Annotated in this window: 21 protein-coding genes; 9 read left to right on the plus strand and 12 right to left on the minus strand. The window is 68.6% G+C overall.

Features of this window, described 5'->3' with window-relative positions; translation table 11 throughout:
• Positions 1-274 precede the first annotated feature (274 nt).
• The gene (locus J7U37_RS01655) at positions 275-787 is read left to right on the plus strand and encodes a pilus assembly protein N-terminal domain-containing protein (protein WP_056185979.1); all 513 of its coding nucleotides are present in this window, start codon (positions 275-277) and stop codon (positions 785-787) included.
• Between the two features lie 8 nt (positions 788-795).
• Here J7U37_RS01655 and J7U37_RS01660 read toward each other — a convergent pair whose 3' ends face one another.
• Both J7U37_RS01660 and J7U37_RS01665 read right to left on the minus strand, forming a co-directional pair.
• A complete protein-coding gene (locus J7U37_RS01660; protein ID WP_247634619.1) occupies positions 796-1,248 on the minus strand; it encodes a response regulator in 453 nt (150 codons plus the stop codon).
• Positions 1,245-2,396 (minus strand): PAS domain-containing protein, encoded by a 1,152-nt coding sequence (locus tag J7U37_RS01665; protein ID WP_056479721.1) that lies wholly within the window; start codon positions 2,394-2,396, stop codon positions 1,245-1,247. Before J7U37_RS01665 ends, J7U37_RS01660 begins: the two co-directional genes overlap by 4 nt.
• Positions 2,397-2,712: 316 nt before the next feature.
• On the opposite strand from J7U37_RS01665, the gene J7U37_RS01670 reads away from it, so the two are divergent.
• Both J7U37_RS01670 and J7U37_RS01675 read left to right on the plus strand, forming a co-directional pair.
• Positions 2,713-4,161, plus strand: a complete 1,449-nt coding sequence (locus tag J7U37_RS01670) for an AmpG family muropeptide MFS transporter (protein ID WP_056185971.1) — start codon at positions 2,713-2,715, stop codon at positions 4,159-4,161.
• 19 nt (positions 4,162-4,180) lie between these two features.
• On the plus strand, positions 4,181-5,149 hold the full coding sequence (locus J7U37_RS01675) for an EcsC family protein (protein ID WP_244476796.1): 969 nt from the start codon (positions 4,181-4,183) through the stop codon (positions 5,147-5,149).
• Between the two features lie 7 nt (positions 5,150-5,156).
• Here the strand turns inward: J7U37_RS01675 and J7U37_RS01680 are convergent, their stop codons facing one another.
• Positions 5,157-6,614, minus strand: coding sequence for a leucyl aminopeptidase family protein (locus tag J7U37_RS01680; RefSeq protein ID WP_247634620.1), 1,458 nt, complete (start codon positions 6,612-6,614; stop codon positions 5,157-5,159).
• Between the two features lie 137 nt (positions 6,615-6,751).
• Between J7U37_RS01680 and J7U37_RS01685 the strand changes: the two genes are divergently transcribed.
• From J7U37_RS01685 to J7U37_RS01700, 4 genes are all read left to right on the plus strand, one after another.
• Entirely contained in the window at positions 6,752-7,606 is an 855-nt protein-coding gene (locus tag J7U37_RS01685) for a tetratricopeptide repeat protein (protein ID WP_247634621.1), read from the plus strand.
• Positions 7,607-7,819: 213 nt separating this feature from the next.
• Positions 7,820-9,601 carry a heparinase II/III family protein gene (locus J7U37_RS01690; RefSeq protein WP_247634622.1) on the plus strand — a complete coding sequence of 594 codons (1,782 nt, stop codon included), beginning with the start codon at positions 7,820-7,822 and terminating at the stop codon, positions 9,599-9,601.
• A gap of 79 nt (positions 9,602-9,680) precedes the next feature.
• Positions 9,681-11,279, plus strand: coding sequence for a bifunctional phosphoribosylaminoimidazolecarboxamide formyltransferase/IMP cyclohydrolase (gene purH, locus J7U37_RS01695; RefSeq protein ID WP_247634623.1), 1,599 nt, complete (start codon positions 9,681-9,683; stop codon positions 11,277-11,279).
• Positions 11,280-11,348: 69 nt separating this feature from the next.
• A complete protein-coding gene (locus tag J7U37_RS01700) occupies positions 11,349-12,725 on the plus strand; it encodes a DUF2252 domain-containing protein (RefSeq protein WP_247634624.1) in 1,377 nt (458 codons plus the stop codon).
• A 49-nt stretch (positions 12,726-12,774) separates the two neighbouring features.
• On the opposite strand, the gene J7U37_RS01705 is transcribed toward J7U37_RS01700, so the two are convergent.
• The 6 genes from J7U37_RS01705 to J7U37_RS01730 form a co-directional block, all read right to left on the minus strand.
• A complete protein-coding gene (locus J7U37_RS01705; RefSeq protein WP_056185946.1) occupies positions 12,775-14,532 on the minus strand; it encodes an MFS transporter in 1,758 nt (585 codons plus the stop codon).
• A gap of 335 nt (positions 14,533-14,867) precedes the next feature.
• A complete protein-coding gene (locus J7U37_RS01710) occupies positions 14,868-16,562 on the minus strand; it encodes a cation acetate symporter (RefSeq protein WP_056185943.1) in 1,695 nt (564 codons plus the stop codon).
• Positions 16,559-16,867 carry a DUF485 domain-containing protein gene (locus J7U37_RS01715; protein ID WP_056185939.1) on the minus strand — a complete coding sequence of 103 codons (309 nt, stop codon included), beginning with the start codon at positions 16,865-16,867 and terminating at the stop codon, positions 16,559-16,561. Before J7U37_RS01715 ends, J7U37_RS01710 begins: the two co-directional genes overlap by 4 nt.
• Before the next feature lie 128 nt (positions 16,868-16,995).
• On the minus strand, positions 16,996-18,945 hold the full coding sequence (gene acs / locus J7U37_RS01720; protein WP_056185935.1) for an acetate--CoA ligase: 1,950 nt from the start codon (positions 18,943-18,945) through the stop codon (positions 16,996-16,998).
• Positions 18,946-19,091: 146 nt separating this feature from the next.
• The gene (locus tag J7U37_RS01725; RefSeq protein ID WP_056186584.1) at positions 19,092-19,361 is read right to left on the minus strand and encodes a hypothetical protein; all 270 of its coding nucleotides are present in this window, start codon (positions 19,359-19,361) and stop codon (positions 19,092-19,094) included.
• 114 nt (positions 19,362-19,475) lie between these two features.
• Positions 19,476-22,103 carry an ATP-binding protein gene (locus tag J7U37_RS01730; RefSeq protein WP_247634625.1) on the minus strand — a complete coding sequence of 876 codons (2,628 nt, stop codon included), beginning with the start codon at positions 22,101-22,103 and terminating at the stop codon, positions 19,476-19,478.
• Between the two features lie 300 nt (positions 22,104-22,403).
• Here J7U37_RS01730 and J7U37_RS01735 point away from each other — a divergent pair, with 300 nt between their 5' ends.
• Complete coding sequence (locus tag J7U37_RS01735; RefSeq protein WP_056185929.1) at positions 22,404-22,895, plus strand: phasin; 492 nt, start codon at positions 22,404-22,406, stop codon at positions 22,893-22,895.
• 330 nt (positions 22,896-23,225) lie between these two features.
• Positions 23,226-23,579, plus strand: a complete 354-nt coding sequence (locus J7U37_RS01740; RefSeq protein ID WP_247634626.1) for a hypothetical protein — start codon at positions 23,226-23,228, stop codon at positions 23,577-23,579.
• Between the two features lie 129 nt (positions 23,580-23,708).
• Here the strand turns inward: J7U37_RS01740 and J7U37_RS01745 are convergent, their stop codons facing one another.
• The 3 genes from J7U37_RS01745 to J7U37_RS01755 all read right to left on the minus strand — a co-directional run bounded on the left by J7U37_RS01745 (position 23,709) and on the right by J7U37_RS01755 (position 25,712).
• Positions 23,709-24,374, minus strand: a complete 666-nt coding sequence (locus J7U37_RS01745; protein WP_056185924.1) for a L,D-transpeptidase — start codon at positions 24,372-24,374, stop codon at positions 23,709-23,711.
• Between the two features lie 123 nt (positions 24,375-24,497).
• On the minus strand, positions 24,498-24,779 hold the full coding sequence (locus J7U37_RS01750; RefSeq protein ID WP_247634627.1) for a hypothetical protein: 282 nt from the start codon (positions 24,777-24,779) through the stop codon (positions 24,498-24,500).
• Between the two features lie 36 nt (positions 24,780-24,815).
• The gene (locus J7U37_RS01755) at positions 24,816-25,712 is read right to left on the minus strand and encodes a glycoside hydrolase family 16 protein (RefSeq protein WP_247634628.1); all 897 of its coding nucleotides are present in this window, start codon (positions 25,710-25,712) and stop codon (positions 24,816-24,818) included.
• Between the last annotated feature and the right edge of the window lie 148 nt (positions 25,713-25,860).

The raw sequence follows: 25,860 nt of genomic DNA on the forward strand, positions 1-25,860 counted from the left end.
ACCATGGTGAAACAATCCTTAAGGCAATAGGGTGGCCTTTCGACATTCGCTTTGTTGGAATGCACCTCGAATACATCCAGCCAATGCTTCACCAAGTCGAGACAAACTCACCCTGGGCGCCCGGCGTTTTCGACGATGCTGTCGAACGGTAATTTATGGGTTTGTTTACCGTGTCCGTGGTTGATATCGGCTCACTCGCGGCGATGGGGTCCGTCCTCGGACGCGGAGAACGATCACGACATGCGTCGTGCCATCAGGTCCGAGTGAGCATCCGATGCCGCTGTCCATGAACCCCACCCAGATCCCTGTCCGGTGCATCACCGCGCTACTGGTCGCGGCTTACGGGATCTTCGTCTGCGGCGACGCCCGAGCCCAGGACGCGGTCGCGGTTCCGACCGTGGTGGCAGTCTCGGTCGACAACGCCAAGGTCATGCGTCTTCCGGAGAAGACCCAGATGGTGATCGTCGGGAACCCGATGGTCGCCGACGTGGCACTCCAGAAGAACGGCGTCCTCATCCTGACCGGCAAGAGCTTCGGCAGCACCAACCTGATCGCCCTCGATGCCGCCGGGACCATGCTGGCCGAATCCACGATCAGCGTTCAGGCGCCGCAGGCCTCCGTGATCACGGTGCAGCGGGGTCTGGAGCGCGAATCCTATTCCTGCACCCCGAACTGTCAGCCCTCGATCCAGCTCGGGGACGCCACCAAGTTCTACGGGGAAGTCAGCAGTCAGGCCGAGTCGCGCCGCAACATGGCCACGGGCGCGGCCGCAGCCGGAAGCCGGTAGGCGGCCGCTCAGCGGATGAGCGGATGCCGACCGAGCGCCTCGCGCGCCGCCAGGCGAAACCCATCCAACCCTTCGACCGTGGCCTTGAGGCCGGCGCGCCGGTCGGCCACATAGCGCAGAGCGCCGGCAACCACCCGTTCCGAATAGGGCTTGGCGATCACCCCGACCGCGCCGGCGAAGTCGTCCGGAATGCGCTTGGCGTTCGCCGTCATGAACACCACCGTCGTGTGGGGATCGGCGCTGAGAGCCCGGGCGACATCCACTCCGGTCGGGCCATCGACGAGGTGGATGTCGACGAAGGCCACGTCGGGCGCCGTCGATTGCCCCAGCGCGATCGCCTCCACCGAACTCCCCGCCACCCCGACGATGACATGACCGAGATCGTCGAGAAGGCACTCGAGTTCGAGGGCGATCAGCGCCTCGTCCTCCACGACGAGGATTCGGAGGGGGACATCGGTCATCGGGAGGCCCAATCCGGCTCGGCGGCGCGATCGGACATCACGCTCTGCAGCGAGATGGCATCGAGGGGCACGGTGATCTCCACACGGGTGCCGGGCGACACGTCGCTCCAGGCAATCACCCCGCGCAGCTGGCGCACCACCATCTCCACCAGGGACCGGCCGAAGCCGGCGGGATTGGGCGTCCCACTGGCCATGCCGATCCCATCGTCTTCGATCAGCATGCGCAGGCCGCCCGCGCTGCGCTGCGCCGTGATCGTGATCCGACCCGGCCGGCTACCCGGAAAGGCGTGACGCACGGCGTTGGTCGCAAGCTCGTGCATCATCAGCGCGAGGGGCGCCGCCATGGCGGCCGAGACCGCGATCGAGTCGATCTCCGCACTGACGGCGGTGCGGTCGGTGTCGAGACCGGCGACGAGTTCCGAGACGAAATCCTCCGCGAATTCCCGAAGGTCGAACTTGGTCACGTCGCCGGTGGAGTAGAGCATCCGGTGGACCGTCGACAGGGCGCCGATGCGCTCGGCCATCCCCTGCAGCGCGTCGCGGGCTTCGCCCTGCGGCGTGCGCCGTGCCTTCAGCAGCATCAGCGACGAGATCACCTGGAGGTTGTTCTTGACGCGATGGTCGACCTCGTGGAGCAGCGCCGTCTTCTGTTCCAACGCGGCCCTGAGGTCTGCCGTCTGCTCGCCGACGCGTCGCTCGAGTTCGTCGTGGGCATCCCTCATCGCGACTTCGTGACGGTGCTTGCCGGTCATGTCGGCCTGGGCCGAATAGAAATGCACGATCCGGCCGGTCTCGTCATGGACCGGCGCGACGGTCATCCCGTTCCAGAACGAGGACCCGTCCTTGCGGTAATTGACGAGTTCGACCTCGAGCGGGCGACCGGCCGTCACGGCCTCGCGCAAGCGCCTGATCGCGCGCGGATCGGTTTCGGGCCCCTGCAGCATCCGGCAGTTCCGGCCATCGATCTCGTCCCACTCGTACCCGGTCAGGGCCAGGAACGCGTCGTTCGCCCAGACGATGGGATTATCCGCCTGTCGCGGATCGGTGAGGACCATGGGCGTCGGACTCGCGGTGAAGGCCGCCACGAACGCGCCCGCATTGACTCCGAGACCGCGTGCCCTGGTGACCGGCGTTTCCCTATGCGTCATGATCGGCTTCAGCCAAGACGAAACACCCGTTGTAGACCTGGACGCCGATCCGTCGCACGTCCCTCCGGAGGCGAACCCAGACTTGAACTGCCGGGATGCCCCGCCGTCAACACCTGGATCGCTGAACCCCCGGAGGGCTGGCAGACCGCTAACAGGAAGATGCGAGACCTCGCGTTAAGAATTCGGAAGGCATGTTGTGGACGGTAATCGGCCGTAAACGGCCGACATCCTCGTCGCCGGCCCGACGATCGGGCCGGCGACGAGGCCTGCTCAGTATGCGGGCATCAAGCCGTTCGGACCTCAGGAGTTCCATGTCATGGCTCAAAGCGACGTGCGGGGTGCTCGGAGCCGCCTTCGCCTGAAGGACATCATCGAGGACCCGCGTATCCTGCTGATGCTGGCCCTGGGCTTCTCCTCGGGGTTGCCGCTGCTGCTGGTGCTCGGCACCTTCTCGACACGGCTCGCCTATTCCAACGTGGACATCAAGGCCATCGGCCTGTTCAGCTACCTGGCGCTTCCCTACACGCTGAAGTTCTTCTGGGCGCCGATCATCGACCGGTTCGACGTTCCCGTCCTGAGCCGCGCCCTCGGGCGGCGGCGTGCCTGGATGATCGCGAGTCAGTGTGCCGTGGCCCTGGCGCTGACGCTGATGGCCTTCGCCGATCCGGGCACCAGCCTCGCGCTGCTCGGCCTCGGGGCATTCCTCGTCGCCTTCTGTGCCGCGACGCAGGACGTGGTGATCGACGGCTGGCGCATCGACGCCGCCGGCACCGACCTGCAGGGCGTGATGGCCGCGACCTCGAACCTCGGCTACCGCCTTGCCCTGATGTCGGCCGGAGCCGGCGCCCTGTTCATCGCCAGCGCCTACGGCTGGCCCGTGGCCTACCTGTCGATGGCGGCCCTGATGGGCGTTGGCATGATCGCGGCCCTGCTGGCACCGGCCTACGACCGCGCCGTCACGACCACGGCGGCTCCCCTCAAGGTCTGGACCTTCCGGGGCGCGGTCCTCGAACCGCTGACGGAGCTGCACACCCGGTTCGGCGCCAGTCTGTGGGCCGTCCTGCTGCTCGTCGCCTTCTATCGCCTGCCGGACTTCATCTCCGGCGTGATGGCGAGCCCCCTGTACCGGGAGGTGGGGTTCAGTCTGGTGGAGATCGGCGCCGTCTCGAAGCTCTACGGCATCTGGATCGGCATCGCCGGCGCCTTCGTCGGCGGGTGGGCGATGACCCGGTTCGGGCTGTTTCCCACCCTCGTGGTCGGGGCTTTCCTGGGCGCAGCCTCCAACCTCGCCTTCTCGTGGCTCTCCTTCGGCGGCCCCGAGGTATGGCGCCTGACGGCGGCGATCTCGATCGACAATTTCTGCGGCTCCTTCGCCGGCATGGCGCTGATCGCCTACATGTCGAGCCTGACCGCGCCGGGCTTCGCCGCAACGCAATACGCCCTGTTCTCCTCGCTCTACGCGCTGCCGGGCAAGCTCATCGCCGGAAGCTCCGGTTTCATCGTCTCGGCCTACGGCTACCCGGTGTTCTTCGCCTTCACGGCCGCCGTCGGCATTCCGGTGGTGATCCTATGCCTCCTCGTCGGTCGCGCCGGCGAGCGCAAAGCCGCCGCCGCGGCCGCCACGGCTCGCGATCCCGTCCGCCCGGAGGCCGCGGCCGGCGACGAGATCGGCGGGAACCAACTCCGAGGCCCCGAGCTTGCTTCCACCGGCACCGACCAACCTGGGACGGGTCGTCCCGAACGTCCCCGCCCGGCACACGGATGAGACCGCAGACGTGAGCAACATCAAACTCGTCGACGACAACACCACCGCACCCGCCATCGCCCCCGGCGCACCGCCGCTCAGCGACGCCGACCGCGCAGCCCTGCGCCGGGCGGTCGAGGCCCTGGAGAAACCCGGCCTCGCCGCCCGCCTCTCGGGGATCGCCGGCGCGCCCCTCGACTTCATCGGACGGGCGCTGCCCGCACCGGTGACCGACGCGGTGTCGCAGGCGACCGAGAGTGCGATGCGGGCCTCCCTCAAGGTCGCGCTGGCGACGCTTCCGGCGCACGTTGCGGCGCCCGTTGCGGCGGGCCGGGAGGGTCCGCTGGCGGCGAGCGCCGAAGCCCTTCTCGAAGGTCCGGTCGCCGAGCCGTCCGCCGCGATGCGCACGGTGACGCGTCTCGCCAAGTACCTTCCGTCGAGCACGTTCGGCCACAAGGCCATGGCGGCGGCCTCGGGTGCGGTCGGCGGCGCCTTCGGCCTCGCTACCCTGGCGGTGGAACTGCCCCTCTCGACCACCCTGATGCTGCGGTCGATCGCCCAGATCGCCCAGGAGGAGGGCGAGGACCTGAGCGACCCGGAAAACGCGCTCGCCTGCGTCCAGGTCTTCGCCCTCGGCGGACGCGAGGCCGCCGGAAGCGCGCTCACCGAGAGCGGCTACTTCGCGGTCCGCGCCGCGCTCGCCAAGACCATGGTGGAAGCCGCCCGCTACGCCGGCAACCGGGCGCTGCTCGACGAGGCGGCCCCGGCCCTGATCCGGTTCTCGACCCAGATCGCCGCGCGCTTCGGCCTCGTCGTCTCACAGAAGGTGGCGGCCCAGGCCGTGCCCATCCTGGGGGCCTTCGGCGGCGCGGCCGTGAACGCCGCCTTCATGGATCATTTCCAGTCCACCGCCCGCGCCCACTTCACCGTGCGGCGCCTGGAGCGGATCTACGGAGCCGCTCCGGTGCGCGCCGCCTACGAGTCGGAGAAGGCGATGCTGGGGGTGTGATCCCGGCTCACGCCCGGGGGTAGCGCCGCGCCAGCAGGGCGTGGACCAGACGCGCCGTCTGGACCTCGCCCCCTTCCGGGCGTCCCGGCTTGGTCGACGGATTCCAGCCGTAGAGATCGAAATGGACATGCGCCCGCGTCGCGGGCGCGAAGCGGCGCAGGAAGAGAGCGGCGGTGATCGCACCGGCGAAGGGGCCGCCGGACACGTTGTTCAGGTCCGCGATCTTGGAATCGAGCAGGCTCGCATAGGGTTTGTGCAGCGGCAGGCGCCAGACCGGATCGGCCACCGCCACTCCAGCCTCGGCCACGGATTGCGCCAGGGCCTCGTCCTCGGTGAAGAAGGCGGGCAGGTCGGGGCCGAGCGCCGTCCGGGCCGCCCCCGTCAGGGTCGCGAAGTCGATCAGCAGGTCGGGCTTCTCCGCATCGGCCAGCGCCAGCGCATCGGCCAGGATGAGGCGGCCCTCGGCGTCGGTGTTGCCGATCTCGACCGTGAGGCCGGCGCGGCTGCGGATCACGTCCCCCGGTCGAAACGCGGTTCCCGACACGGCATTCTCGACGGCCGGGATGATCAGGCGAAGGCGCAGATTCAGCCCGGACCCCATCACCATCTCGGCGGCCGCGAGCGCGGCGGCACTGCCGCCCATGTCCTTCTTCATCAGCAGCATGGCGCTCGACGGCTTGATGTCGAGGCCGCCGGTGTCGAAGGCGACGCCCTTGCCCACCAGGGTGACCCGAGGCGCATCGACCGGCCCCCAGGTCAGGTCGATCAGGCGCGGCGCGCGCGGCGACGAGGCGCCGACGACGTGCACGAGGGGGAAGTCCCGCGCCAGATCCTCTCCCGTCACCACCGTGACGGCGGCGCCGTGCCGGTCCGCGACGGCGCGGATCGCGGCCTCGATCTCGGCCGGGCCGAGGTCGTTGGCCGGAGTGTTCACGAGGTCGCGGCCACGGGCCACGGCCTCGGCGATGCGGGTCACCGCCTCGGCGTCGACGCTCTCGGACACCGCGAGGGCAGGGCGCTCGGTACCCGCAGCCCGGTAGCGTCCGAAGCGGTAGCTCCCGAGCAGCCAGGCCAGGGTCGCACCCTGCACGTCGAAGCCACGCAGCTCGGAGCCCTGCCCGTCGGAGTTCTGCACGTCGGAGCCACGCAGCTCGGAGCCCTGCACGACGGAGTTCTGCGTCGGGCTGAACCGGTAGGTGCCGGGGGGCAGGAGGCCGGGGAGCTTGCCTGCGAGAAGTGGGTCCGCATCGTCACCGAGGCCGAAGAGAACCGCGGCCACTCGACCCTCCGCATCGGGGAGGAGGGCGAGGCACCCGGCCTTCGGGCTGAAATCGGTCGCGCGCGCATAGGCCGCCTGCGGGGCGGGGAGCGCCGCCTCGATCCCGGGCCAGGATTCCCGGGTGACGCAGGTGATCGGCACGGCATCGGCGGCCTCGCGGACGAGGCGGGACAGGGTCTGGCTCATGGCTCTCGCACAGGCAGGAAACGGACCGCCGGGGGATTAACGGCGGGTTAGGGTTAACGCTCTATCACCGGCTCTACGGCGGCGCGAAGCGTTCCGCCGGTCACGTCCAGACCCGAGGGGTCGTCGCGGAGCGCGCCATGGTCACGCCGCTGTTGAAGTCCTCTCGCATCCGGCCGGCCCGGCTGGCCGTGGCGGTCCTGGTGGCCGCCCTCGCGGCGGGATGCCAGTCCCGCTCGCCCGAGACCACCGGCTCCATCGGGGGCCTCTCGCTGCCGGGCTTCGGCCGGGCGCAGAACCCAGCGGTGATCAGCCGCCGCGAGGTCGAGAGCCTGGGCGAGAAATACGCCGGAGACCAGAACGATCTGCGCCTCGCGCTGCGCTACGCGCAGGCCCTGCGGGCCACCGACCAGAAGCCCCAGGCCGTCGCGGTGCTGCAGCAGGCGGCCCTGCGCAACCCCAAGAACACCGCGGTGCTGGCGGCCTACGGCAAGAGCCTCTCGGAAGTCGGCCGCTTCCAAGAGGCATCGGACGTCCTGCAGAACGCCCATACGCCCGCCCGGCCCGATTGGCGGGTGCTCTCGGCGCAGGGCGCCGTGGCCGACCAGCTCGGCGACAACGCCCGCGCTCAGGCCTTCTACGAGGCGGCCCTGAAGATCCAGCCGGACGACCCGGTCATCCTGTCCAATCTCGGGCTCTCCTACGCGCTCGGCCGTCAGCTGCCCCAGGCGGAAGCGACCCTGCGGCGGGCCGCCGCCCAGCCGCGCGCCGACGTGCGGGTTCGCCAGAACCTCGCCTTGGTGCTCGGCCTTCAAGGCAAGTTCGCCGATGCGGAAGCCGTGGCGCGCCAGGACCTCTCGCCCGACGAGGCCGCCGCCAACACCGCCGCCCTGCGCACCTTCGTGGCCCAGCCCAACAGCTGGAAGGCCCTGAAGACGGCCGATGCCCGCGCGGCGAAGCCCGTCCGCCGGCTGGCGGAAACCCCAACCGATTGAGCCTTCGCATGGACGGGGCCAGTGACTTGAGGTTAACCGAAGGTTAAGGCCCACGGCCTAGCCAGGACCGGACGGGACTCGATCGGAAGAGAAGCCGGCAAGATCCGAACCGACAAGATCCGGCTCGGCAAGATCCGACCTGGATCGGACTCGACCTGAACAAGACTCGGCGCGGCGCCGGTTCGTAGGCGTTACGTTGAAAGAGGAGACTGCGTGCGTTGGGGGGCTGATCGCTGGCGGTTCTATCGGCTGATCGGACGCGAAATCGCGGGCTCGGTGCGCAACACCTATGCACGCCTTACCGGCCGACCCGATATCCTCAGCCGCGCCCGCGTGACCGGATTGGTCATCGCCCCGCACGATCTGCGCACCAGCGACGCCACCTTCGCCGACGACATCTATGCCGGCCTCTTCGTCTTCGCCGGTCGCTCGCTTTCGGTCAGCGGCCGCTCGCCCTTCGACTACGCACCGCCCTCGCCGGAATGGGCCGACATCCTCTACGGCTTCGGATGGCTGCGCCACCTCAGGGCCGCCGACACCGCTTTGGCCCGGGCCAATGCCCGCGCCTTCGTGGCCGATTTCATCGCCGGACGCGGCGATGCGACGTTCGCCCGTCAGACCCCGGTCGCGGCCCGGCGGCTGATCTCGTTCCTGTGTCAGTCGCCCCTCGTCCTGGAGGGTGCGGACCACGCCTTCTACCAGGCTTTTCTCAAGAGCCTCGGCAAGGCCGCCCGCGACCTCGAGGGCGATCTGCGCCGCGGCATCTCTCCGCAATCCCGGCTTCTGGCCGCCGTCGCCCTCTGCTACGCGGGCCTGTGCTGCGAGGGCATCCAGCCGATCCTGCGCCGGGCCACGCGCATCCTGGTGCGCGAACTCGACCGGCAGATCCTGCGCGACGGCGGCCATCGCAGCCGCGACCCGCGCTTCGCGATGGAACTGCTGCTGGACCTGCTCCCCCTGCGCCAGAGCTTCCTCTCCCGCAGCGTCGACCCGCCGGTGGCGCTGCTGCACGCCATCGACCGGATGCTGCCGCTGCTGCGCCTGCTGCGCCACCCGGATGCCTCGCTCAGCCACTTCAACGGCATGGGCGCGACGGCGGCCGACCACCTCGCCACGCTCCTGGTCTATGACGGCGCCCTGGCCCAGCCGATGATGCACGCGCCGAATTCCGGCTACGAGCGCCTCGAAGGCGGGCGGGTGCTGGTCGTGACCGATGTCGGCGCGCCGCCTCCGCTGCCCGATTCGATCAATGCCGGGGCCGGCTGCCTGTCGTTCGAGATGTCGAGCGGCCCGCAGCGCATCGTGGTCAATTGCGGCCTGCCGGCGAGCGGCCCGGAACTGCGCCGCCTCGCCCGCAGCACCGCCGCCCATTCCACCGCCACGGTGGCCGACACCTCCTCCTGCCGCTTTCTGGTCGGGGGCGGGGCCTGGTACGAGCGCTGGGCCGTGACCTGGCTCTCGCGGCGCATCGGCCCGGTGATCCTGCGCGGCCCCCGCGACGTGAAGGCGGAGCGGACGACCGAGCCCGGCGCCACGATCCTGGCGGCCCGCCACGACGGCTATGCCGGCGACCACGGCATCATTCACGAGCGGCGCTGGCGCCTGACCAGCAACGGCCACCTGCTCGACGGGGAGGACGCCTTCGTGCGGCCCCAGCCGACCCGGCGCGGCAAAACCCGGTCTGGCAAGGCCCAGTCAGGCAAGGCCCGGTCAGGCAAGGCCCGGCACCGGCCGCAGGAGGTGGCGGTGCGCTTCCATCTCCACCCGGCCATCGCGGCCCGCGGCCTCGACGACGGCCGGCTCGAACTCACCTCGCCGATCGGCGAAATCTGGCACTTCGGAGCCGAGGGCGCGCAGGTCGCCCTGGAAGAGAGCGTCTACTTCGCCGGTCTCACCGGGGCACGGCGCACCGACCAGATCGTGCTCTATGTCTCGGTGACGGAGGACACCCGGGTCCGGTGGGGCTTCGCCAGGGCGCCCGCCCGCGAAGGCTGACGAGGCGTCTGGCCGCAGCGCACAAATCCGTGGTAGGCGCGGCGCAGGTTCCACCGTCGATTGCCTCGGACGAAATGCCATGTCGCACGATCAGGTGCGGGTTACCCGCGCGCTTCTCTCCGTCTCGGACAAGGACGGCCTCGTCGCGTTCGCCACGGCCCTCGACCGACTCGGGATCGAACTCGTCTCGACCGGCGGCACCCACAAGGCCCTGCGGGCGGCCGGACTCCCCGTCACGGAAGTCGCCGAACTGACCGGCTTTCCCGAGATGATGGACGGGCGGGTGAAGACGCTTCATCCCGGCGTCCATGGCGGACTGCTGGCGGTGCGCGACAACCCGGAACACCAGGCCGCGCTCGCCGCCCACGGCATCCGCGCCATCGACCTGCTGGTGGTCAATCTCTACCCCTTCGAGGCCACCGTGGCGCAGGGCGCCGACTACGACGCCTGCGTCGAGAACATCGACATCGGCGGCCCGGCGATGATTCGCGCCGCCTCGAAGAACCATGCCGACGTCGCGGTCGTGGTCGACGTCGCCGATTACGGCGACCTTCTCGGCGAACTCGCGGCGCATTGCGGCGCCTTGAGCGCGCGCACCCGCCGCCGCCTCGCTCAGAAGGCCTATGCGCGGACCGCCGCCTACGACGCCGCCATCGCCAATTGGCTCGGCAGCCAGATCGAGACGGAGACGACGCCGGTTTTCCGCGCCTTCGGCGGGACCCTGGCCCAGTCGCTGCGCTACGGCGAGAACCCGCACCAGAGCGCCGCCTTCTACCGCATGCCCGGCCCGGCCCGGCCCGGCGTCGCCACCGCCCGCCAGCTTCAGGGCAAGGAACTGTCCTACAACAACCTCAACGACACCGATGCGGCCTACGAATGCGTGGCCGAGTTCGAACCGGCGCGGTCGGCGGCGGTGGCGATCATCAAGCATGCCAATCCGTGCGGCGTGGCCGAGGGGGCCAGCCTCCTGGAAGCCTACGAGCGCGCGCTCGCCTGCGATCCGACCTCGGCCTTCGGCGGCATCGTCGCCCTGAACCGGACGCTCGACGCCGACGCGGCCCGCAGGATCGTCGAGATCTTCACCGAGGTGATCATCGCCCCGGACGCGACCGAGGAGGCGGTCGCGATCGTGGCCGCCAAGAAGAACCTGCGCCTGCTGCTGGCCGATGGGCTGCCCGACCCGCGCGGCGGCGGCGAGACCGTGAAGACGGTCTCGGGCGGGCTGCTCGTCCAGGCGCGTGATTCCGCCGTGGTCGACGATATGCCGCTCCAGGTGGTCACGAAGCGCGCACCCACCGACCGGGAATATGCCGACCTGCGCTTCGCCTACCGGGTCGCCAAGCACGTGAAGTCGAACGCCATCGTGTACGTGCGCGACGGCGCCACCGTCGGCATCGGCGCCGGACAGATGTCGCGGGTCGATTCCTCTCGCATCGCCGCCTGGAAGGCCGCCGAGGGCGCCAGTCGCATCGGCGCCGCCGAGAGCCTAGCCAAGGGTTCGGTGGTGGCCTCCGACGCGTTCTTTCCCTTCGCGGACGGGCTGATCGCGGCGGCCGAGGCCGGCGCCACGGCCATCATCCAGCCCGGCGGCTCGATGCGCGACGCCGACGTGATCAAGGCCGCCGACGAGGCCGGCCTCGCCATGGTCTTCACGGGTCACCGCCATTTCCGGCACTGACGATCGGCAGCGCACCTGCCACCGGAACACGGCCGGGCGCCCACGCCCGCCGCATCGACGAGGCCTCCCATGACCCACATGCCCATCCTGTCCAGCCGCGAGGAGCGCCGCGCGGCCGGCAAGCGCCTGCGCGAGCACGTGTCCCGGGAATCCCACGGCCAGTGGCAGCCGACGCCGCAGCGTGATCCGCTGGCGGTGCTGCGGGCGGGCGACGCCGGTCGGCTGCCGAGCCTGATTCCCCTGCGCTACGAACGGATGCGGGACAATGCCTTCGCGTACCTGCGGGGAGCGGCCGCCGTGATGGCGGCCGATCTCGAGGGCGTGCCGGTCCCGGGTATTCCGGTCCAGGCCTGCGGCGATTGCCACGTCGGCAATTTCGGCGTGTACCGCAGCCCCGAGGGGCAGACCCTGTTCGACATCAACGACTTCGACGAGACCCTCTGGAACGTCGATTTCACCGTCGATGTGAAGCGCCTCGCCGCCAGCGTGGCCCTGGCGGCCCTTCCGCGCGGCGTGGAGAAGGCCCGCAAGGCCGCGAAGGCCAGTGCCTGCGCCTATCGCGAGCACATGCGCGACCTGTCCAACCTGTCGCCGCTGGCGATCTGGCACAGCCGCATCGATATCGACCGTGAGGTCGGACGTTTCGGGGACGGCGACCTGTGCCGGCGCCTGCTCTCGGAAGCCTCGATGGAGAATGCCGACGGCCTGAGCCGCGGCGACACCCCCAAGCTGGCCTCCGAGCCGGATCGCCAGAACCCGGCCGATTGGCGCATCGCCGACAAGGATCGGACGATCTGCCACGAGGGGCCGAACGGGCTGACCGAGGCCGTACAGGACGCCGAAGCGGCACTCCAGGCCTATCCCGACGCCCTGAGCGCCGATCGCTGGACCCTGGTCTCGCGCTACGCCCGTCGCGACGTCGCCTTCAAGGTCGTGGGGATCGGCTCGGTCGGCCTCGTCTGCGCGGTCGGCATCTATGCCGATGCCGATGGCGCGCCGCTGTTCCTGCAGATCAAGGAGGCCCGGCCCTCCGTGATCGGGCAGCTCGCCCTGAAGCCGTTCTCGATCGTCTCCGAGGGCCAGCGGGTGATCGACGGCCAGCGGATCATGCAGGCGGCGAGCGACCTCTTCCTCGGCACCGCGCAGTCCGAGGCGAGCGGTCGCTCCTACTACGTGCGCCAGCTCAAGAACCGGAAGCTCTCGGCCGTCGGCGAGATCCTGTCCGAGAGCGGGGCCAAGGCCTACGCCCAGCTCTGCGGCACCACGCTCGCCCGCGCCCATGCCCGGTCGGGCGACGCCGTGATGATCGCCGGCTATCTCGGCAAGGGCTCGGCCTTCGACGAGGCGATCGCGGATTTCGCCATGGCGTATGCGCGCCAGAGCGTCGAGGACCACGCCCTCCTGATCACCGACTTCCTGACGACGCCGACGCCGCAGGCCGCCTGAACGAAAAAAGGCCCCGCCGGGTGGCGGGGCCTTCCTCAGAACCCGGCGATCAACGCACCGGGTTCTCGTCGTAGGTGAAGATGTCGCGATCCTTGGTCTCCGGGATGAACAGGAGGCCGATGACGAAGGTCATCGCGGCGATCGCGATCGGGTACCACAGGCCGTTATAGATGTTGCCGGTCTGGGCCACGATGGCGAACGAGGTGGCCGGCAACAGGCCGCCGAACCAGCCGTTGCCGATGTGATAGGGCAGGGACATCGAGGTGTAGCGGATACGGGTGGGGAACAGCTCCACCAGGGCCGCCGCGATCGGGCCGTAGACCATCGTCACGTAGAGGACGAGGATCGTCAGGATGCCGATGACGATGAGCTTCTGGCCCGTGAAGATGTCGATCGGGTTGGCCACCTTCACGATGGTGGCGTTGCCGGCGGGCGCCGGGTAGCCAGCGGCCGTCAGGGCGGCCGGGACCGCCTTGGCGAAGGCCGGATCGGCCACCGGGAAGTCCTTGCCCGCGATGGTCACGATGGTCGGCGCACCGGCGGCGACCGGCTCCGTGGTGTAGTTCACGGCCGAGCGGGCGAGCAGCGCCTTGGCGACGTCGCACTCCTTGGTGAACTTGGCGGTGCCGACCGGATTGAACTGGAACGAGCACGCATCCGGGTTGGTCTTGACCACCACCGGGACCGTGGACTGCGCCTGGTAGAGGGCCGGGTTGGCGTTGGCGGTGAGCTGCTCGAACAGCGGGAAGTAGGTCAGCGCCGCGATCAGGCAGCCGCCGAGGATCACCGGCTTGCGCCCGATCTTGTCGGAGAGCGCGCCGAAGAACAGGAAGCCGCCGGTGGCGAGAAGCAGCGACCAGGCGATCAGCACGTTGGCGGTGAACTGGTCGACCTTGAGGATGCTCTGCAGGAAGAACAGGGCGTAGAACTGCCCGGCGTACCAGACCACGGCTTGACCGGCGGTGAGGCCGAGCAGCGCCAGCAGCGCCCACTTGGCGTTGCGCCACTGGCCGAAGGCCTCCGAGAGCGGCGCCTTCGAGTGGGTGCCCTCTTCCTTCATCTTCTTGAAGGCCGGGCTCTCGTTCATCTGCATGCGGATCCAGACCGAGATGCCGAGCAGGACGCAGGAGACGAGGAACGGGATGCGCCAGCCCCAGGCCTGGAAGGCCGTGATGGTGGTCTGGGTGCCGTCGGCGGCCGTCGTGACGGTCGGCGCGTAGGCGCCGTTCACGTAGCCCTGCGTCGACAGGATGATCACCAGCGACAGCAGCAGGCCCAGCGTCGCCGTGGTCTGGATGAAGGCGGTGTAGAAGCCGCGACGGCCGCGGGGGGCGTGCTCGGCCACGTAGACGGCGGCGCCGCCATACTCGCCACCGAGCGCGAGGCCCTGGAGCATGCGCAGGGCGAGCAGGGTCACGGGAGCGACCCAGCCGATGCCGTAGGCGTTCAGCGTGTCATAGGACGGCAGCAGGCCGACCATGAAGGTCGAGATGCCCATGATCAGGATGGTGATCAGGAAGGTGTGCTTGCGTCCGACCATGTCGCCGAGGCGACCGAACACCAGGGCGCCGAAGGGCCGGACCAGGAAGCCCGCCGCGAAGGCCAGCAGCGCGAAGATGTTGCGGGTCGCTTCCGGGTAGGCCGAGAAGAACTGTGCCCCGATGATCGTCGCGAGCGATCCGTAGAGATAGAAATCGTACCACTCGAACACGGTACCGAGGGATGAGGCGAGAATGACTTTCTTCTCGCCGGCGCTCATCGGCCGTGTGGCCGAATCGCTGACGGGAATTGCGCTGGACGCAACCATGGGACGTTTCTCCAAGTCTTGTTTTGCCCAGGCGTAGTCCGCCCGTGACGTGTTGGACCCTGCGGATGCCGCAGCATTGCTGCCGGACCCGCGCGGACTGATCAGTCCCTCGCGTGCCGGCGGCTAGTCTGAGTACCCGCGTGGCGATGCTAGGCCATGCCACGTTTTCGCCCAAGTCCCCATCGCGGCCGAGGAGTACCGAATTCAGATATTTTTTGAGTCTTGAGGAAGTCTTTTTTGGATCGCGCCGGGATTAGACCGGCCAGCCGACATGAGAAGGGGCGCGACTTGCGTCGCGCCCCCTCGATCCCCACCCGATTCGGAGCAGCTTCGGCTCAGTGCGCGTGGGCTCCGTCGGCACCGATTCCCGTCTCGGAGCGGACGAACTGCGCGTCGAACAGTGCCCGCTCGCGCTGGGCCCGCTTGGTGTTGTCGAGCTTCGAGACGACGATGATCGTCAGGAAGGCCAGCGGCATCGAGAACAGGGCCGGGTTGTCGTAGGGGAAGATCGCGGCCGGGTTGCCGAAGGTCGTGACCCAGACGGCCTTCGACAGCACCACCATGCCGACCGCCGCCACGAGGCCGACGAGGCCGCCGATGAGGGCGCCCCAGGTGGTGGTGCCCTTCCACAGGATCGACATGGTCAGGACGGGGAAGTTGCAGCTCGCCGCCACCGAGAAGGCGAGGCCGACCATGAAGGCGACGTTCTGGTTCTCGAAGACGTAGCCGAGATAGATCGCCACGATGCCGATGACGACGGCGGCGATCTTGGAGAGCCGGACTTCCGCCGCCTCGTTGGTGCGTCCCCGGGCGATCACCTGGGCATAGAGGTCGTGGCTGACCGCCGAGGCCCCCGCGAGGGTGAGGCCGGCCACCACCGCCAGGATGGTGGCGAAGGCCACGGCCGAGATGAACCCGAGGAAGTACGGGCCGCCGACCGCGTTGGCGAGGTTCACCGCCACCATGTTGGTGCCGCCGACCATGCCCTTGAGCTTGTCGAAGGCGCCGGCCGCGTCGAGGTTGAAATAGGCCGGATCGGACATCAGCAGGGCGATGCCGCCGAAGCCGATGATGAAGGTGAGGATGTAGAAATAGCCGATCAGGCCGGTGGCGTAGAACACCGACTTGCGGGCGGCCTGGGCGTCCGACACCGTGAAGAAGCGCATCAGGATGTGCGGCAGGCCGGCGGTGCCGAACATCAGGCCGACGCCGAGCGAGATCGCCTCGACCGGATTGCTGACGAGGCCGCCCGGCGCCATGATGGCGTCGCCCTTGGGGTGGGTGGCGACGGCGGCGGCGAACAGGGCCTCGGGGTTGAAGCCGTACTGATAGAGCACCGCGCCGGCCATGAAGGTGGCGCCGCCCAGCAGCAGGCAGGCCTTGATCACCTGAACCCAGGTGGTCGCCTTCATGCCGCCGAAGGCCACGTAGACGATCATCAGCACGCCGACGATGATGACGGCGTAGAGGTAGGGCAGGCCGAACAGCAGCTGGATCAGCTTCCCCGCGCCGACCATCTGGGCGATCAGGTAGAACGCCACCACCACCAGGGTGCCGGTGGCCGAGATGATGCGGATCGAGGTCTGGTCGAGGCGGAAGCTGGCCACGTCCGCGAAGGTGAACTTGCCGAGGTTGCGCAGGCGCTCGGCGATCAGGAACAGTACGATCGGCCAGCCGACCAGGAAGCCGGTGGAGTAGATCAGGCCGTCGAAGCCCGAGGTGTAGACGAGCCCCGAGATGCCGAGGAACGAGGCGGCGGACATGTAGTCGCCCGCGATCGCCAGGGAGTTCGTGCCGGCCGAGATGCCGCCGCCGGCGGCGTAGAAATCGGCGGCCGACTTGGTGCCCTTGGCGGCCTTGTAGGTGATGCCGAGGGTGAAGAGCACGAAGAACGCGAACATGCCGATCGCCGGCCAGTTCGTCGCCGACTGCTTGACGGCGCCGAGATCCGGTCCGGCCGCATAGGCGACCGTTGCGGCGAGCGCCGCCATCACGGTGCCGAGGACGAGGGGGTGCTTTGCGCGGATCATCGGGCGAGGTCCCGCTTGAGGGCGGCGGTCAGCTGGTCGAAGCGGCCGTTGGCGCGCTGGACGTAGATGCCGGTGAGGATGAAGGCGAGCACGATGACGGTGACGCCGAGCAGCAGGCCCAGGGAGGCCGTACCGCCGCCGATCTTCACCGCCAGCAGCGCCTTGTCGAAGGCGATCAACCCGATGAAGCCGAAATAGATCAGCAGCATGATGATGGTGAGCGTCCAGCCGAAGCGGGTGCGCTCGTGGACGAGTTCCTTGAAATGCGGGCTCTGCGCGATCCGCGCAGTCTCGAGATCGGCCATGACGTGTCTTTCCCAGGGATCCGCGTCTTCGCAGGGCGGCGTCCGGATTGCAGGCGTTCGATTGTGGGAACAGCAGGACGCGCGAACACGGGGTCACCGTGTCCGCGCGATCGGAGGGACCGTGGCGCTCAGTGCGTCCGGTTCTGGCGATTCTCGATCAGGTCGTCCACCACCGCCGGCTCGGCGAGGGTGGAGGTGTCGCCGAGCGCCGAAAACTCGTCCTCGGCGATCTTGCGCAGGATCCGGCGCATGATCTTGCCCGAACGCGTCTTGGGCAGGCCCGGAGCGAACTGGATCAGGTCGGGCGAGGCGATCGGCCCGATATCCTTGCGGACCCAGGTGACGAGCTCCTTGCGCAGCTCGTCCGAGCCGTCCTCGCCCTCCATCAGGGTCACGTAGGCGTAGATGCCCTGGCCCTTGACGCTGTGCGGATAGCCCACCACGGCCGCTTCGGAGACCTTCGGATGCGCGACCAGGGAGGACTCGACCTCCGCCGTGCCCATGCGGTGACCGGAGACGTTGATGACGTCGTCGACCCGGCCGGTGATCCAGTAATAGCCGTCCGTATCCCGGCGGCAGCCGTCACCGGTGAAGTAATTGCCCGGATAGGTCGAGAAGTAGGTCTGCTCGAAACGTTCGTGGTCGCCATAGACCGTGCGCATCTGGCCCGGCCAGGAATCCTTGATGCAGAGGTTGCCTTCGCAGGGACCCTCGAGGGTCTTGCCCTCGGCATCGACCACGATCGGCTGAACGCCGAAGAAGGGCCGCGTCGCCGAACCCGGCTTCAGCTTGGTCGCACCCGGCAGCGGCGTGATGAGGATGCCGCCGGTCTCGGTCTGCCACCAGGTATCCACGATGGGGCAGCGGGAATCGCCCACCACCTTGTAGTACCAGTCCCAGGCTTCCGGATTGATCGGCTCGCCGACCGAGCCGAGGACGCGCAGGGACGCCCGCGAGGTCTTCTTCACCGGGTTCTCACCGCCGCCCATGAGCGAGCGGATCGCCGTCGGGGCGGTGTAGAAGATGTTGACCTTGTGCTTGTCGACCACCTCCCAGAAGCGGGAATTCGACGGATAGGTCGGGATGCCTTCGAACATCAGCGTCGTCGCGCCGTTCGCAAGCGGTCCGTAGACGATGTAGGAATGCCCCGTGACCCAGCCGACATCGGCCGTGCACCAGTAGACCTCGCCCTCCCGGTAATCGAAGACGTATTGATGCGTCATCGAGGCGTAGACGAGATAGCCGGCGGTGGTGTGGACGACGCCCTTGGGCTGACCGGTCGAGCCCGAGGTGTACAGGATGAAAAGCGGGTGCTCGGCCTCCATCGGCTCGGCCGGGCATTCGTCGGTCACCTGGGCGGCGGCCTCGTCGTAATAGACGTCACGGCCGGGCTCCATGGCGATCGACGAGCCGGTGCGGCGCACGACGACGACGTGGTCGACGCTGTCCTTCGGCAGGCGCGCGATGGCGGCATCGACATTGGCCTTCAACGGCACCTTGCGGCCGCCGCGCAGGCCCTCATCGGCGGTGATGACCATCTTGGAGGCGCAGCCCTCGATACGGCCGGCCAGCGAATCGGGCGAGAAACCGCCGAAGACGATGGAATGGATCGCGCCGAGCCGCGCACAGGCCAGCATGGCGTAGGCGGCCTCGGGGATCATCGGCAGGTAGATGGTGACCCGGTCGCCCTTGGACACGCCACGGTTGCGCAGCACGTTCGCCATCTTGCCGACTTCGGAATGAAGCTGGCGATAGGTGATGTGCTTGGACTCGTTCGGATCGTCACCCTCCCAGATGATGGCGACCTGATCGCCACGCGTCTCGAGATGACGGTCGACACAGTTGTAAGCGACGTTGGTACGCCCGTCTTCGAACCACTTGATCGAGATTTTGCCAGGTTCGAAGCTGGTCTCCTTCACCGTCGTGAAGGGGGTCATCCAATCGATGCGCTTGCCGTGCTCGCTCCAGAATGCCTCTGGATCGGCGACGGAGGCCTGATACATGGCCAGGTACTTGGCATCATCGACGTGAGCGCCTTCGCTCCACGTCGGACGCACTTCGACTACCTTCTCGTCCATCGCGTTTTCCCTGTCGGCGCCCGATCGTATCGCGACTGTTCACGCAGCCGGGACTTCCGAATATCGTCTTAGGCTCAACGACATATCGGCCGCAAGCACTCAGGCGGCCTGTTGGGAGACAGATTGACGAGTTTCTACGCGGTGCTTCAGTTACAACCGATGCAGATCCCGGTCTCGATCTTGCGATCCAGGGACTTCTGCTTCTGCACGGCATCCGACCCGACATCGTCGGAACCTGCGCCGGCCCGGCCCGGCGGCTTCGTCACCCCCGTGGAGGTGATGTTACGGAACTGGCCGGCCGAATTGAGATTCTGTTCGGTCGGTCCTGTGCCGGTCTGCTGCGCCAGGGCGAGGCTCGGAGCACCGAGGCCGAGACCGGCGATCAGGGGCAGGGCGATCAGGGGCAACGTCCGCATCGGTTTCTCCATCCCAGGTTCTTGATCCCAGGTTCTCGATCCCAGGAGAGCCCGCCTCCCTGGCTGCCCACATAACGCGCGCTGACATCGCGGGTTGCGCGGGTACAACCGGAATCAGGCCCGCATCGTCGCGGGGCGAGCGGGGAACGACATCTCGACCAGGGTGCCCTCGTGCTTCCGGCTGTCGATCCGGAACCGCCCCTGATTGGCCTCGACAAGAGCCTTGGTCAGGGGAAGGCCCAGCCCGGTTCCCCTGCGCGTATCCGCCTGCAGGCCCTCCCTGGAAGGCAGGCTCTCGCTCGAAGGCAGGCCCTCCCTGGGAGGCAGCTCTTGGCGGAACGGATTGAGCACGCCGTCGACCTCGTCCGGCGTCATCCCGGCTCCGGTATCGCGGACCCGCAGGGCGATCTCGCCGCGATCCGCCATGGTGGTGGAGACGATGACCTGGCCGCCCGCCTCGGTCAGGGCGATGGCGTGGGCGAGAACGTTGAGCGTGGCCTGATGCACGGACCGCTCATCGGCCAGCAGGGGCGGCAGATCGACGGAGAAGCTGGTGCGCAGCACGATCCGCTCCCGCGCAGCCTGGGGTTGCAGCAGGGCGACGCAGCGCGACACCACGTCGTTCAGCGGGACCTCCGCGATGTCGAGATCGAGGCGCCCGGCCTCGATGCGCGCCAGATCGAGGAGATCGTTGATGAGGTCGAGGAGGTGGGTTCCGGAGGCCCGGATCTCCTGCAGGGCCGCGCGGTGGCGTTCGGAATCCGGCGGCCCGAACGTCGCGTCGAGCAGACCGTCGGTCAGCCCCATCATGGACGTGATCGGTGCCTGGACGGATTGGCTGATCCACGCCAGGACGTCCGCCTGCCGGACGCTGCCAGCCTCCGACGCGCGCGCGCGCGACGCCTCGTCCCGAATGTCCGACCCGCCCTTCTCGGGATGCGATCCGTCGTTCCGAATCACGGCGCAGAGACGGCCCTGCGCATCGCCGGCCAGGGGCAGGATCTTGACCCGGAGGCGCACCCCGGTTCCGCGCGCGGTGACCGGGATCTCGTCCATCGCGGCGGAGGCGGGGTCGGCGTGCAGGCGCGCCAACAGGGCGACGGCGTGCTCGGCCGCGAACAGGCTGAGGAAGCTCGCCCCGACGACCTCTCGGGAATCGAGCCCGAAAGCCTCGGCGGTCCTGCGATTCAGCGTCAGGATGCGGCCGCGCTCGTCGAGGAGGGCGACCCCGTCCTCCAGTGTTTCGAGCACCGCCAGGGCGTCGGCACCGCGCCGTGCGGCGAAATCCTGCGCGATGGCCACCGCCGTGGCGGCGCGGGCCTCCTCGCTCGGCTCGGCATCGCGGGCGAGGAGCAGTTCGGCCGGCTGCCCGGCCCAATCCAGGACCGAATGCTCGACCAGGACGCTCGCACGGCCGCCGTCCCGGGTGACCAGGACGAGGGGCGTATCGACACTCGAACGCGCGTGGGGGTCCAGGCCTCCGAACAGATGTCCGACCCCGCCGGCCGCAGCCAGTGCATCGCGGTCCGCATACCCGACGAGGTCGAGCAGCGGCCGGTTGGCGAACAGCACCGCATTGTCCCGGTAGACCAGGACGCCGGAGGGAATGCGCTCCAGCGTCGCCACCATCGCGGCATCGGGTGCGGCGGGGTCCACCGGACGCGCGGGCGGGACCGGGAACGGCATCACGGCGCAGGGCAGACCCGGCTCGGACTCGGGCTCCGCCCGGTCGTCGCCGGCGAAACGGGCACCGAGGGCGCGGGCGATCTCGCGGAAGGCCGCGTGTTCATGGCTCGACAGGTGCGGATCGGGCTCGGGCAGAGGCGTCTCCACCGGGCCGGAATCAGGCGGGAGGACCGCACCAAGGGCTTCCTCCGCCTCGGCCGGAGCCGGGACAGGCGTTGGAACCGGTGCAAGAACGGGCGCAGACACCGGGATGAGCATCGCTGGCGCGGCCGGAGGCGCCGATGCGACGGAAACGGCGGGCCGCACGATCGAACGGACCTGTCCGAAGCCGCGGAAGCCGTTTCCGCTCCGGTCGATCGGGGCGCCGGACAGTTCCAGTTCGCAGAGAGCGCCGTCCGGCTCGATCAGCGTCACCGGAATGGCCCGGAACGTCCGCGCCCCCTCCAGGGCGGTGAGCAACCCGCCGGCATCGCGGAGGATTTCCGCCTGCGCGAGGTCGCGCCAGGTCCGGCCCTGGAATCGGCGGCGAAACGCCGAACCGGCTTCCTGCGAGATCCGCACGATGGCGCCGCCCGCGTCGCTTTCCCAGGTAAAGCGCTGGCGAAGCACCAGGGGGTCATCGCCCTCGAGGTCCGGGTTCGGCTTCGGGTTCGGGTCCTGGTCTGCGATCTCGATCGCGTCGGGCACGGGCGGGATCGCGGCAGAGGGCGGCGGCGGCTCCGCGCGGCTCTCCGCAGCCCGCCGGGGGCGAAGGTTCGGGAGCGGCGCGCCGGCGACGAGGACCACCGCCTCGCCGTCTTCGGCCAGTGCCGTGAGCAGGAGGCTGACCGTCACCGGTGGGGCGAGGCGCCGGGGGTCGAGGTGGAGCCGTACCAGCACGGGATGATCCCGGCGCAGACGCGCACGGGCGATCTGCTCGCCGAGCCGCAGATCCGGGTAGATCCGCCCGTCCGCATCGCTGATCGCGCGGAGCAGCGGGTCCGTGCCCGCGGAGGCATGGAGAACCCGCGCGCCGGACGCATCGAGGATCAAGGTTGCGGTCGATGGATCGGCCATGCGGGTCGCGAGGCGCGAATCATCGACGCACCGGCGCAAGACGGCCTGCAGCGCCGGATCGTCAACCAAACCCGGCCGTGAAGCTCCAGTCTCGAACATCCGCACCTGTTTCGCGTGACGATTTTTGCAACGTGACGTCCTTTTTAGTGCGTCACGGCCTCTTCGTAAGCCACCAGCGTCTCCGGCGGGCGTTTACCTGTTGTCAACCTTAATGCGCCCGAGCAGGGTGGCATAGGGCTGGGCCTGTGCTATTGTGCAGTGCACAACAAGCCATCAACAATCACCTGTGAGGAGAGGATAATGAGCAGCACCCCGAATTACGAGGTTCCCGCCGAGATGCGCGACTTTGCCGAGAAGAGTGTCGATCAGGCGCGCAAAGCGTTCGACACCTTCATCAGCGCTGCTCGCCGCACCGCCGATACCGTTCAGGGCTCCGCCGAGATGGCGCGCACCAACGCCCACGACGTTTCGGCGCGCGGCTTCGAGTTCGCCGAGCAGAACGTGACCGCCGCCTTCGATCTCGCCCAGAAGCTCGTCCGCTCCCGCGATCTGCAGGAAGCCATGCAGCATCAGGCTGAATTCGTGCGCAGCCAGTTCGCCGCGATCCAGGCCCAGGCCAAGGAGTTCGGCGGCCTCGCCCAGACGGCGATGCAGCAGAGCGCCGAGAAGGCCAAGGGCGCCATGCAGGAGGGTGCCGAGCACGCCCGCAAGGCGATGGAGCAGGGCACCGAGGCGGCACGCAAGGCCGGCAGCGACGCCGAGCAGGCCATGCGGAACGCCACCAACTCCTGATCGCGCTCCGCGCGTGACGTCCTGATCAACGGCGCCCACCCGGCGCCCAGTCTCAGCCCGCTCGGCCCCTGGCCGGCGGGCTGTTCTCGTTCGATGGGCGGCGCCGGACGGCCATCAGCCAGAGGACTTGCCTCGGGCCACAGGACTTGCCTCAAGCCAGAGGACTTGCCTCAAGCCAGAGGACTTGCCCGCAGCCGACCCGTCTCCTACCGCTGGCAGCGTTCCGATTTCGGGCCGCTCGGCCCTTCCGCCTCCCGCCCGAAGCGGGTGTGGCGGTCAGGGGCGCCGACATCTTCCAGCGGCGCACGACTCCAACAGAGGTGCACATCCATGCGACGCATTTCCGGACGCTGTCTGATCCTCGGCCTCGTGGCCGGACTGCTCACGATTCAGACCGCGCAGGCGCAGTACTACGAGGACGGCTACGACCAGCCGCCGCCGCGCCGGTACGAGGAACGCCGGCTGCCGCCGCGCCCCTATGACCGGGACGATCGCTACGAACGCCGGGCGCCACGCCGCGAGGTCGGCCTGAACTGCGATGCCGTCCAGTCGGGCCTCACCGGGTATCAGCCCTATTCCTGCCCGCTACCGGGTCCGCGCCCGCTTGGCGCGCGCTGCTTCTGCAACATGCCGATCGCGCCGCTGAGCGCACCGCAGACGGCCGTCGGCCGGGTCGCCCCCTGACCGGTCGGCACGTCTGACGTCCGATCGTCTCCAATAAGAAGGCCGCGCCATCCTCTCGGACGGCGCGGCCTTCTCGCATCTGACGGTACGAGCGTGGCTGCCAAGGCAACCCCGCTCGGCGGGTCCCGATCAGTTGTTCAGCACGACGACCTTGGCGCCGACCTTCACGCGCTCGTAGAGGTCGGTCACATCCTCGTTGGTCATCCGGATGCAGCCCGACGACACGGCCTGACCGATCGTGTCAGGCTCGTTCGAGCCGTGGATGCGGTATTCGGTGTTGCCGATATACATGGCCCGCGCGCCGAGCGGGTTCTCGACACCACCGGCCATGTAGCGCGGCAGGTCGGGACGACGGGCGATCATCGCGGCGGGCGGGGTCCACGACGGCCATTCCTTCTTGGCGGTCACGGTCTTGACGCCCGACCACGTGAAGCCGGGACGACCGACACCGACACCGTACCGGATGGCTTCGCCGTTCGGCATCACGAAGTACAGCCGACGCTCGGCGGTGGAGACCACGACGGTCCCCGGCTTGTAATTGCCGTCGAAGGCGACGATCTCGCGCGGGATCGGGGCGACCTGCGCCTGCGGCGCGGCCTGATAGCCCTGACCGACGGCGCCCGGGAAGCTGTAGGGATCGTCGGTGAGACGGCCGTTGGCATAGGCCGGATCGGCGGAATAGTAGTCATCGCCGGCATTGCCGCCGAAGGGATCGTAGGGAGCTGCCAGAACAGGGCTCGTCGAGAGGACGCAGACACCGAGTATGCCAGCCAGGGCGGTCGCCAAGGTCTTCATCTGTGGTCCCTTACCTATGCCGTAACCTTTGCTATACAAGCGTAAGCATAGAGCGGAGGTTCCACCGGCCGCGCAGATTTCGTCATCATTGCGGCAGAGCCGGTCACCCGGCGACGATCGTGCTTAACGATCGCCGTAAGACCGGCGCGACCCGTATCCCTGTGAGGTGCCGTATCCGCAGCCATAGCGATAGCGCGAGCACCCGACCGAGAAGTCGTTCCGCGCCCGGGCCTTCGCCCGCTCCTGATCGATCACGAGATCGCGCTCCCGGTTGCGCTCGGCCGACAGCGAGGAGCCGTAGCGTTCGGCCGCTTCGGCTGCGGTCCCCGCCACGAGCGCCAGGGTCAGGCCGATCGCAGCGGCCCTTCCGCACCGGCGGGTCTTTCCATCAAATCTGGTCGTCATGCGTCGCATCTCCCGATCTGTCCCTCCTGAGCGGCCTCAGCCCGGCAGGCGCCAGACCGTGACGCGCTGGATCAGGTACTCGGCCGGCATGGGCGTCGAGGCGTCGGGATACCCACCCCACGATCCGCCGATGGCGAGGTTGACCAGGATGTACATCGGAACGGACTTCATGTCGGACGGCGTCGGAATGCGACGGACCTCCTTGTGGTCGACGTACCACACGATTTCGTCGGCGGTCCAAGCGGCGCCGTAGGTGTGCCAGTCCGCCCCGGGTCCTCCCACCGGGAAGGGTAGGGTGACCTTCTGATTGCGCTGCTTCGGCGCCTCGCCGGTGTGGAGGGAACACCAGATCTCATTGGGGACACCCAGTCCCTCGAAGATGTCGAGTTCGCCGTTCTCCGGCCAATTGCCCTTCGTCGGCATCAGCCAGAAGGCGGGCCAGACGCCCTTGCCGACGGGCAGCTTCGCCTTGATCTCGAAGTACCCGAACAGCTGCGAGAAGCTGAACCGCGTGGTCAGCACGCCGCCCATGAATTGCTTTCCATGCGCGAGCGGTTGCAGGTTCTCGGGTATCTTCGAACCCAGGATGGTGAGGTGTTTACCCGGATCGAGCTTGAACGGGTTCAGACCGAGCGGCGTGTCGAGGACCTTGTCGTCCTTCACGCCGGTAAAGCTCGGGTCGACGTAGATGCTGCCGGCGCTGCCGGAGCGGTACTCGAGTTTCGTCGGACCGCCCGAGCCGAGCACGGTTCGCCACCGGGTCGGGGAAGGGGGCTTCTTCGCCATCTCCGAGGCATCGAGCGTCTGCCAGCGCTCGTCGAAGGTCGGAGCCCCGAAGGTCGCCGGATCGATCTTGCCGGGCAGCGGAGCGGCTTGCGCCAGGACGGTGCCGGCAAGCGTCGCGGCGACGAGACAGGCGAAGCGTTGGAACATCACAGTATCCTCGAAACGATGCCGGACCACTGACGCCGACGGGCCTCCGCCCCCATCCTTGATAGGGCGCCGCAAGGGTCCGAGCCAGTGCAGGGAGGCCTATGGCCGGCGCAGGGGTGCCACGACGACGTCACAACGCGGCGATCTC

The organism is Methylobacterium sp. 37f, assembly GCF_023093475.1.
In the GTDB taxonomy this organism is placed as follows: Bacteria; Pseudomonadota; Alphaproteobacteria; order Rhizobiales; family Beijerinckiaceae; genus Methylobacterium.

What these genes read in the sequence shown, in the direction of transcription:
- J7U37_RS01670 (WP_056185971.1), top strand. Translation starts at nt 2,713, where the DNA reads ATGGCTCAAAGCGACGTGCGGGGTGCTCGGAGCCGCCTTCGCCTGAAG.
- J7U37_RS01710 (WP_056185943.1), bottom strand. Translation starts at nt 16,562, where the DNA reads ATGATCCGCGCAAAGCACCCCCTCGTCCTCGGCACCGTGATGGCGGCG.
- J7U37_RS01725 (WP_056186584.1), bottom strand. Translation starts at nt 19,361, where the DNA reads ATGCGGACGTTGCCCCTGATCGCCCTGCCCCTGATCGCCGGTCTCGGC.
- J7U37_RS01705 (WP_056185946.1), bottom strand. Translation starts at nt 14,532, where the DNA reads ATGGTTGCGTCCAGCGCAATTCCCGTCAGCGATTCGGCCACACGGCCG.
- J7U37_RS01680 (WP_247634620.1), bottom strand. Translation starts at nt 6,614, where the DNA reads ATGAGCCAGACCCTGTCCCGCCTCGTCCGCGAGGCCGCCGATGCCGTG.
- J7U37_RS01685 (WP_247634621.1), top strand. Translation starts at nt 6,752, where the DNA reads ATGGTCACGCCGCTGTTGAAGTCCTCTCGCATCCGGCCGGCCCGGCTG.
- J7U37_RS01740 (WP_247634626.1), top strand. Translation starts at nt 23,226, where the DNA reads ATGCGACGCATTTCCGGACGCTGTCTGATCCTCGGCCTCGTGGCCGGA.
- J7U37_RS01655 (WP_056185979.1), top strand. Translation starts at nt 275, where the DNA reads ATGCCGCTGTCCATGAACCCCACCCAGATCCCTGTCCGGTGCATCACC.
- J7U37_RS01715 (WP_056185939.1), bottom strand. Translation starts at nt 16,867, where the DNA reads ATGGCCGATCTCGAGACTGCGCGGATCGCGCAGAGCCCGCATTTCAAG.
- J7U37_RS01730 (WP_247634625.1), bottom strand. Translation starts at nt 22,103, where the DNA reads ATGGCCGATCCATCGACCGCAACCTTGATCCTCGATGCGTCCGGCGCG.
- J7U37_RS01755 (WP_247634628.1), bottom strand. Translation starts at nt 25,712, where the DNA reads ATGTTCCAACGCTTCGCCTGTCTCGTCGCCGCGACGCTTGCCGGCACC.
- J7U37_RS01700 (WP_247634624.1), top strand. Translation starts at nt 11,349, where the DNA reads ATGACCCACATGCCCATCCTGTCCAGCCGCGAGGAGCGCCGCGCGGCC.
- J7U37_RS01745 (WP_056185924.1), bottom strand. Translation starts at nt 24,374, where the DNA reads ATGAAGACCTTGGCGACCGCCCTGGCTGGCATACTCGGTGTCTGCGTC.
- purH (WP_247634623.1), top strand. Translation starts at nt 9,681, where the DNA reads ATGTCGCACGATCAGGTGCGGGTTACCCGCGCGCTTCTCTCCGTCTCG.
- J7U37_RS01735 (WP_056185929.1), top strand. Translation starts at nt 22,404, where the DNA reads ATGAGCAGCACCCCGAATTACGAGGTTCCCGCCGAGATGCGCGACTTT.
- acs (WP_056185935.1), bottom strand. Translation starts at nt 18,945, where the DNA reads ATGGACGAGAAGGTAGTCGAAGTGCGTCCGACGTGGAGCGAAGGCGCT.
- J7U37_RS01660 (WP_247634619.1), bottom strand. Translation starts at nt 1,248, where the DNA reads ATGACCGATGTCCCCCTCCGAATCCTCGTCGTGGAGGACGAGGCGCTG.
- J7U37_RS01665 (WP_056479721.1), bottom strand. Translation starts at nt 2,396, where the DNA reads ATGACGCATAGGGAAACGCCGGTCACCAGGGCACGCGGTCTCGGAGTC.
- J7U37_RS01750 (WP_247634627.1), bottom strand. Translation starts at nt 24,779, where the DNA reads ATGACGACCAGATTTGATGGAAAGACCCGCCGGTGCGGAAGGGCCGCT.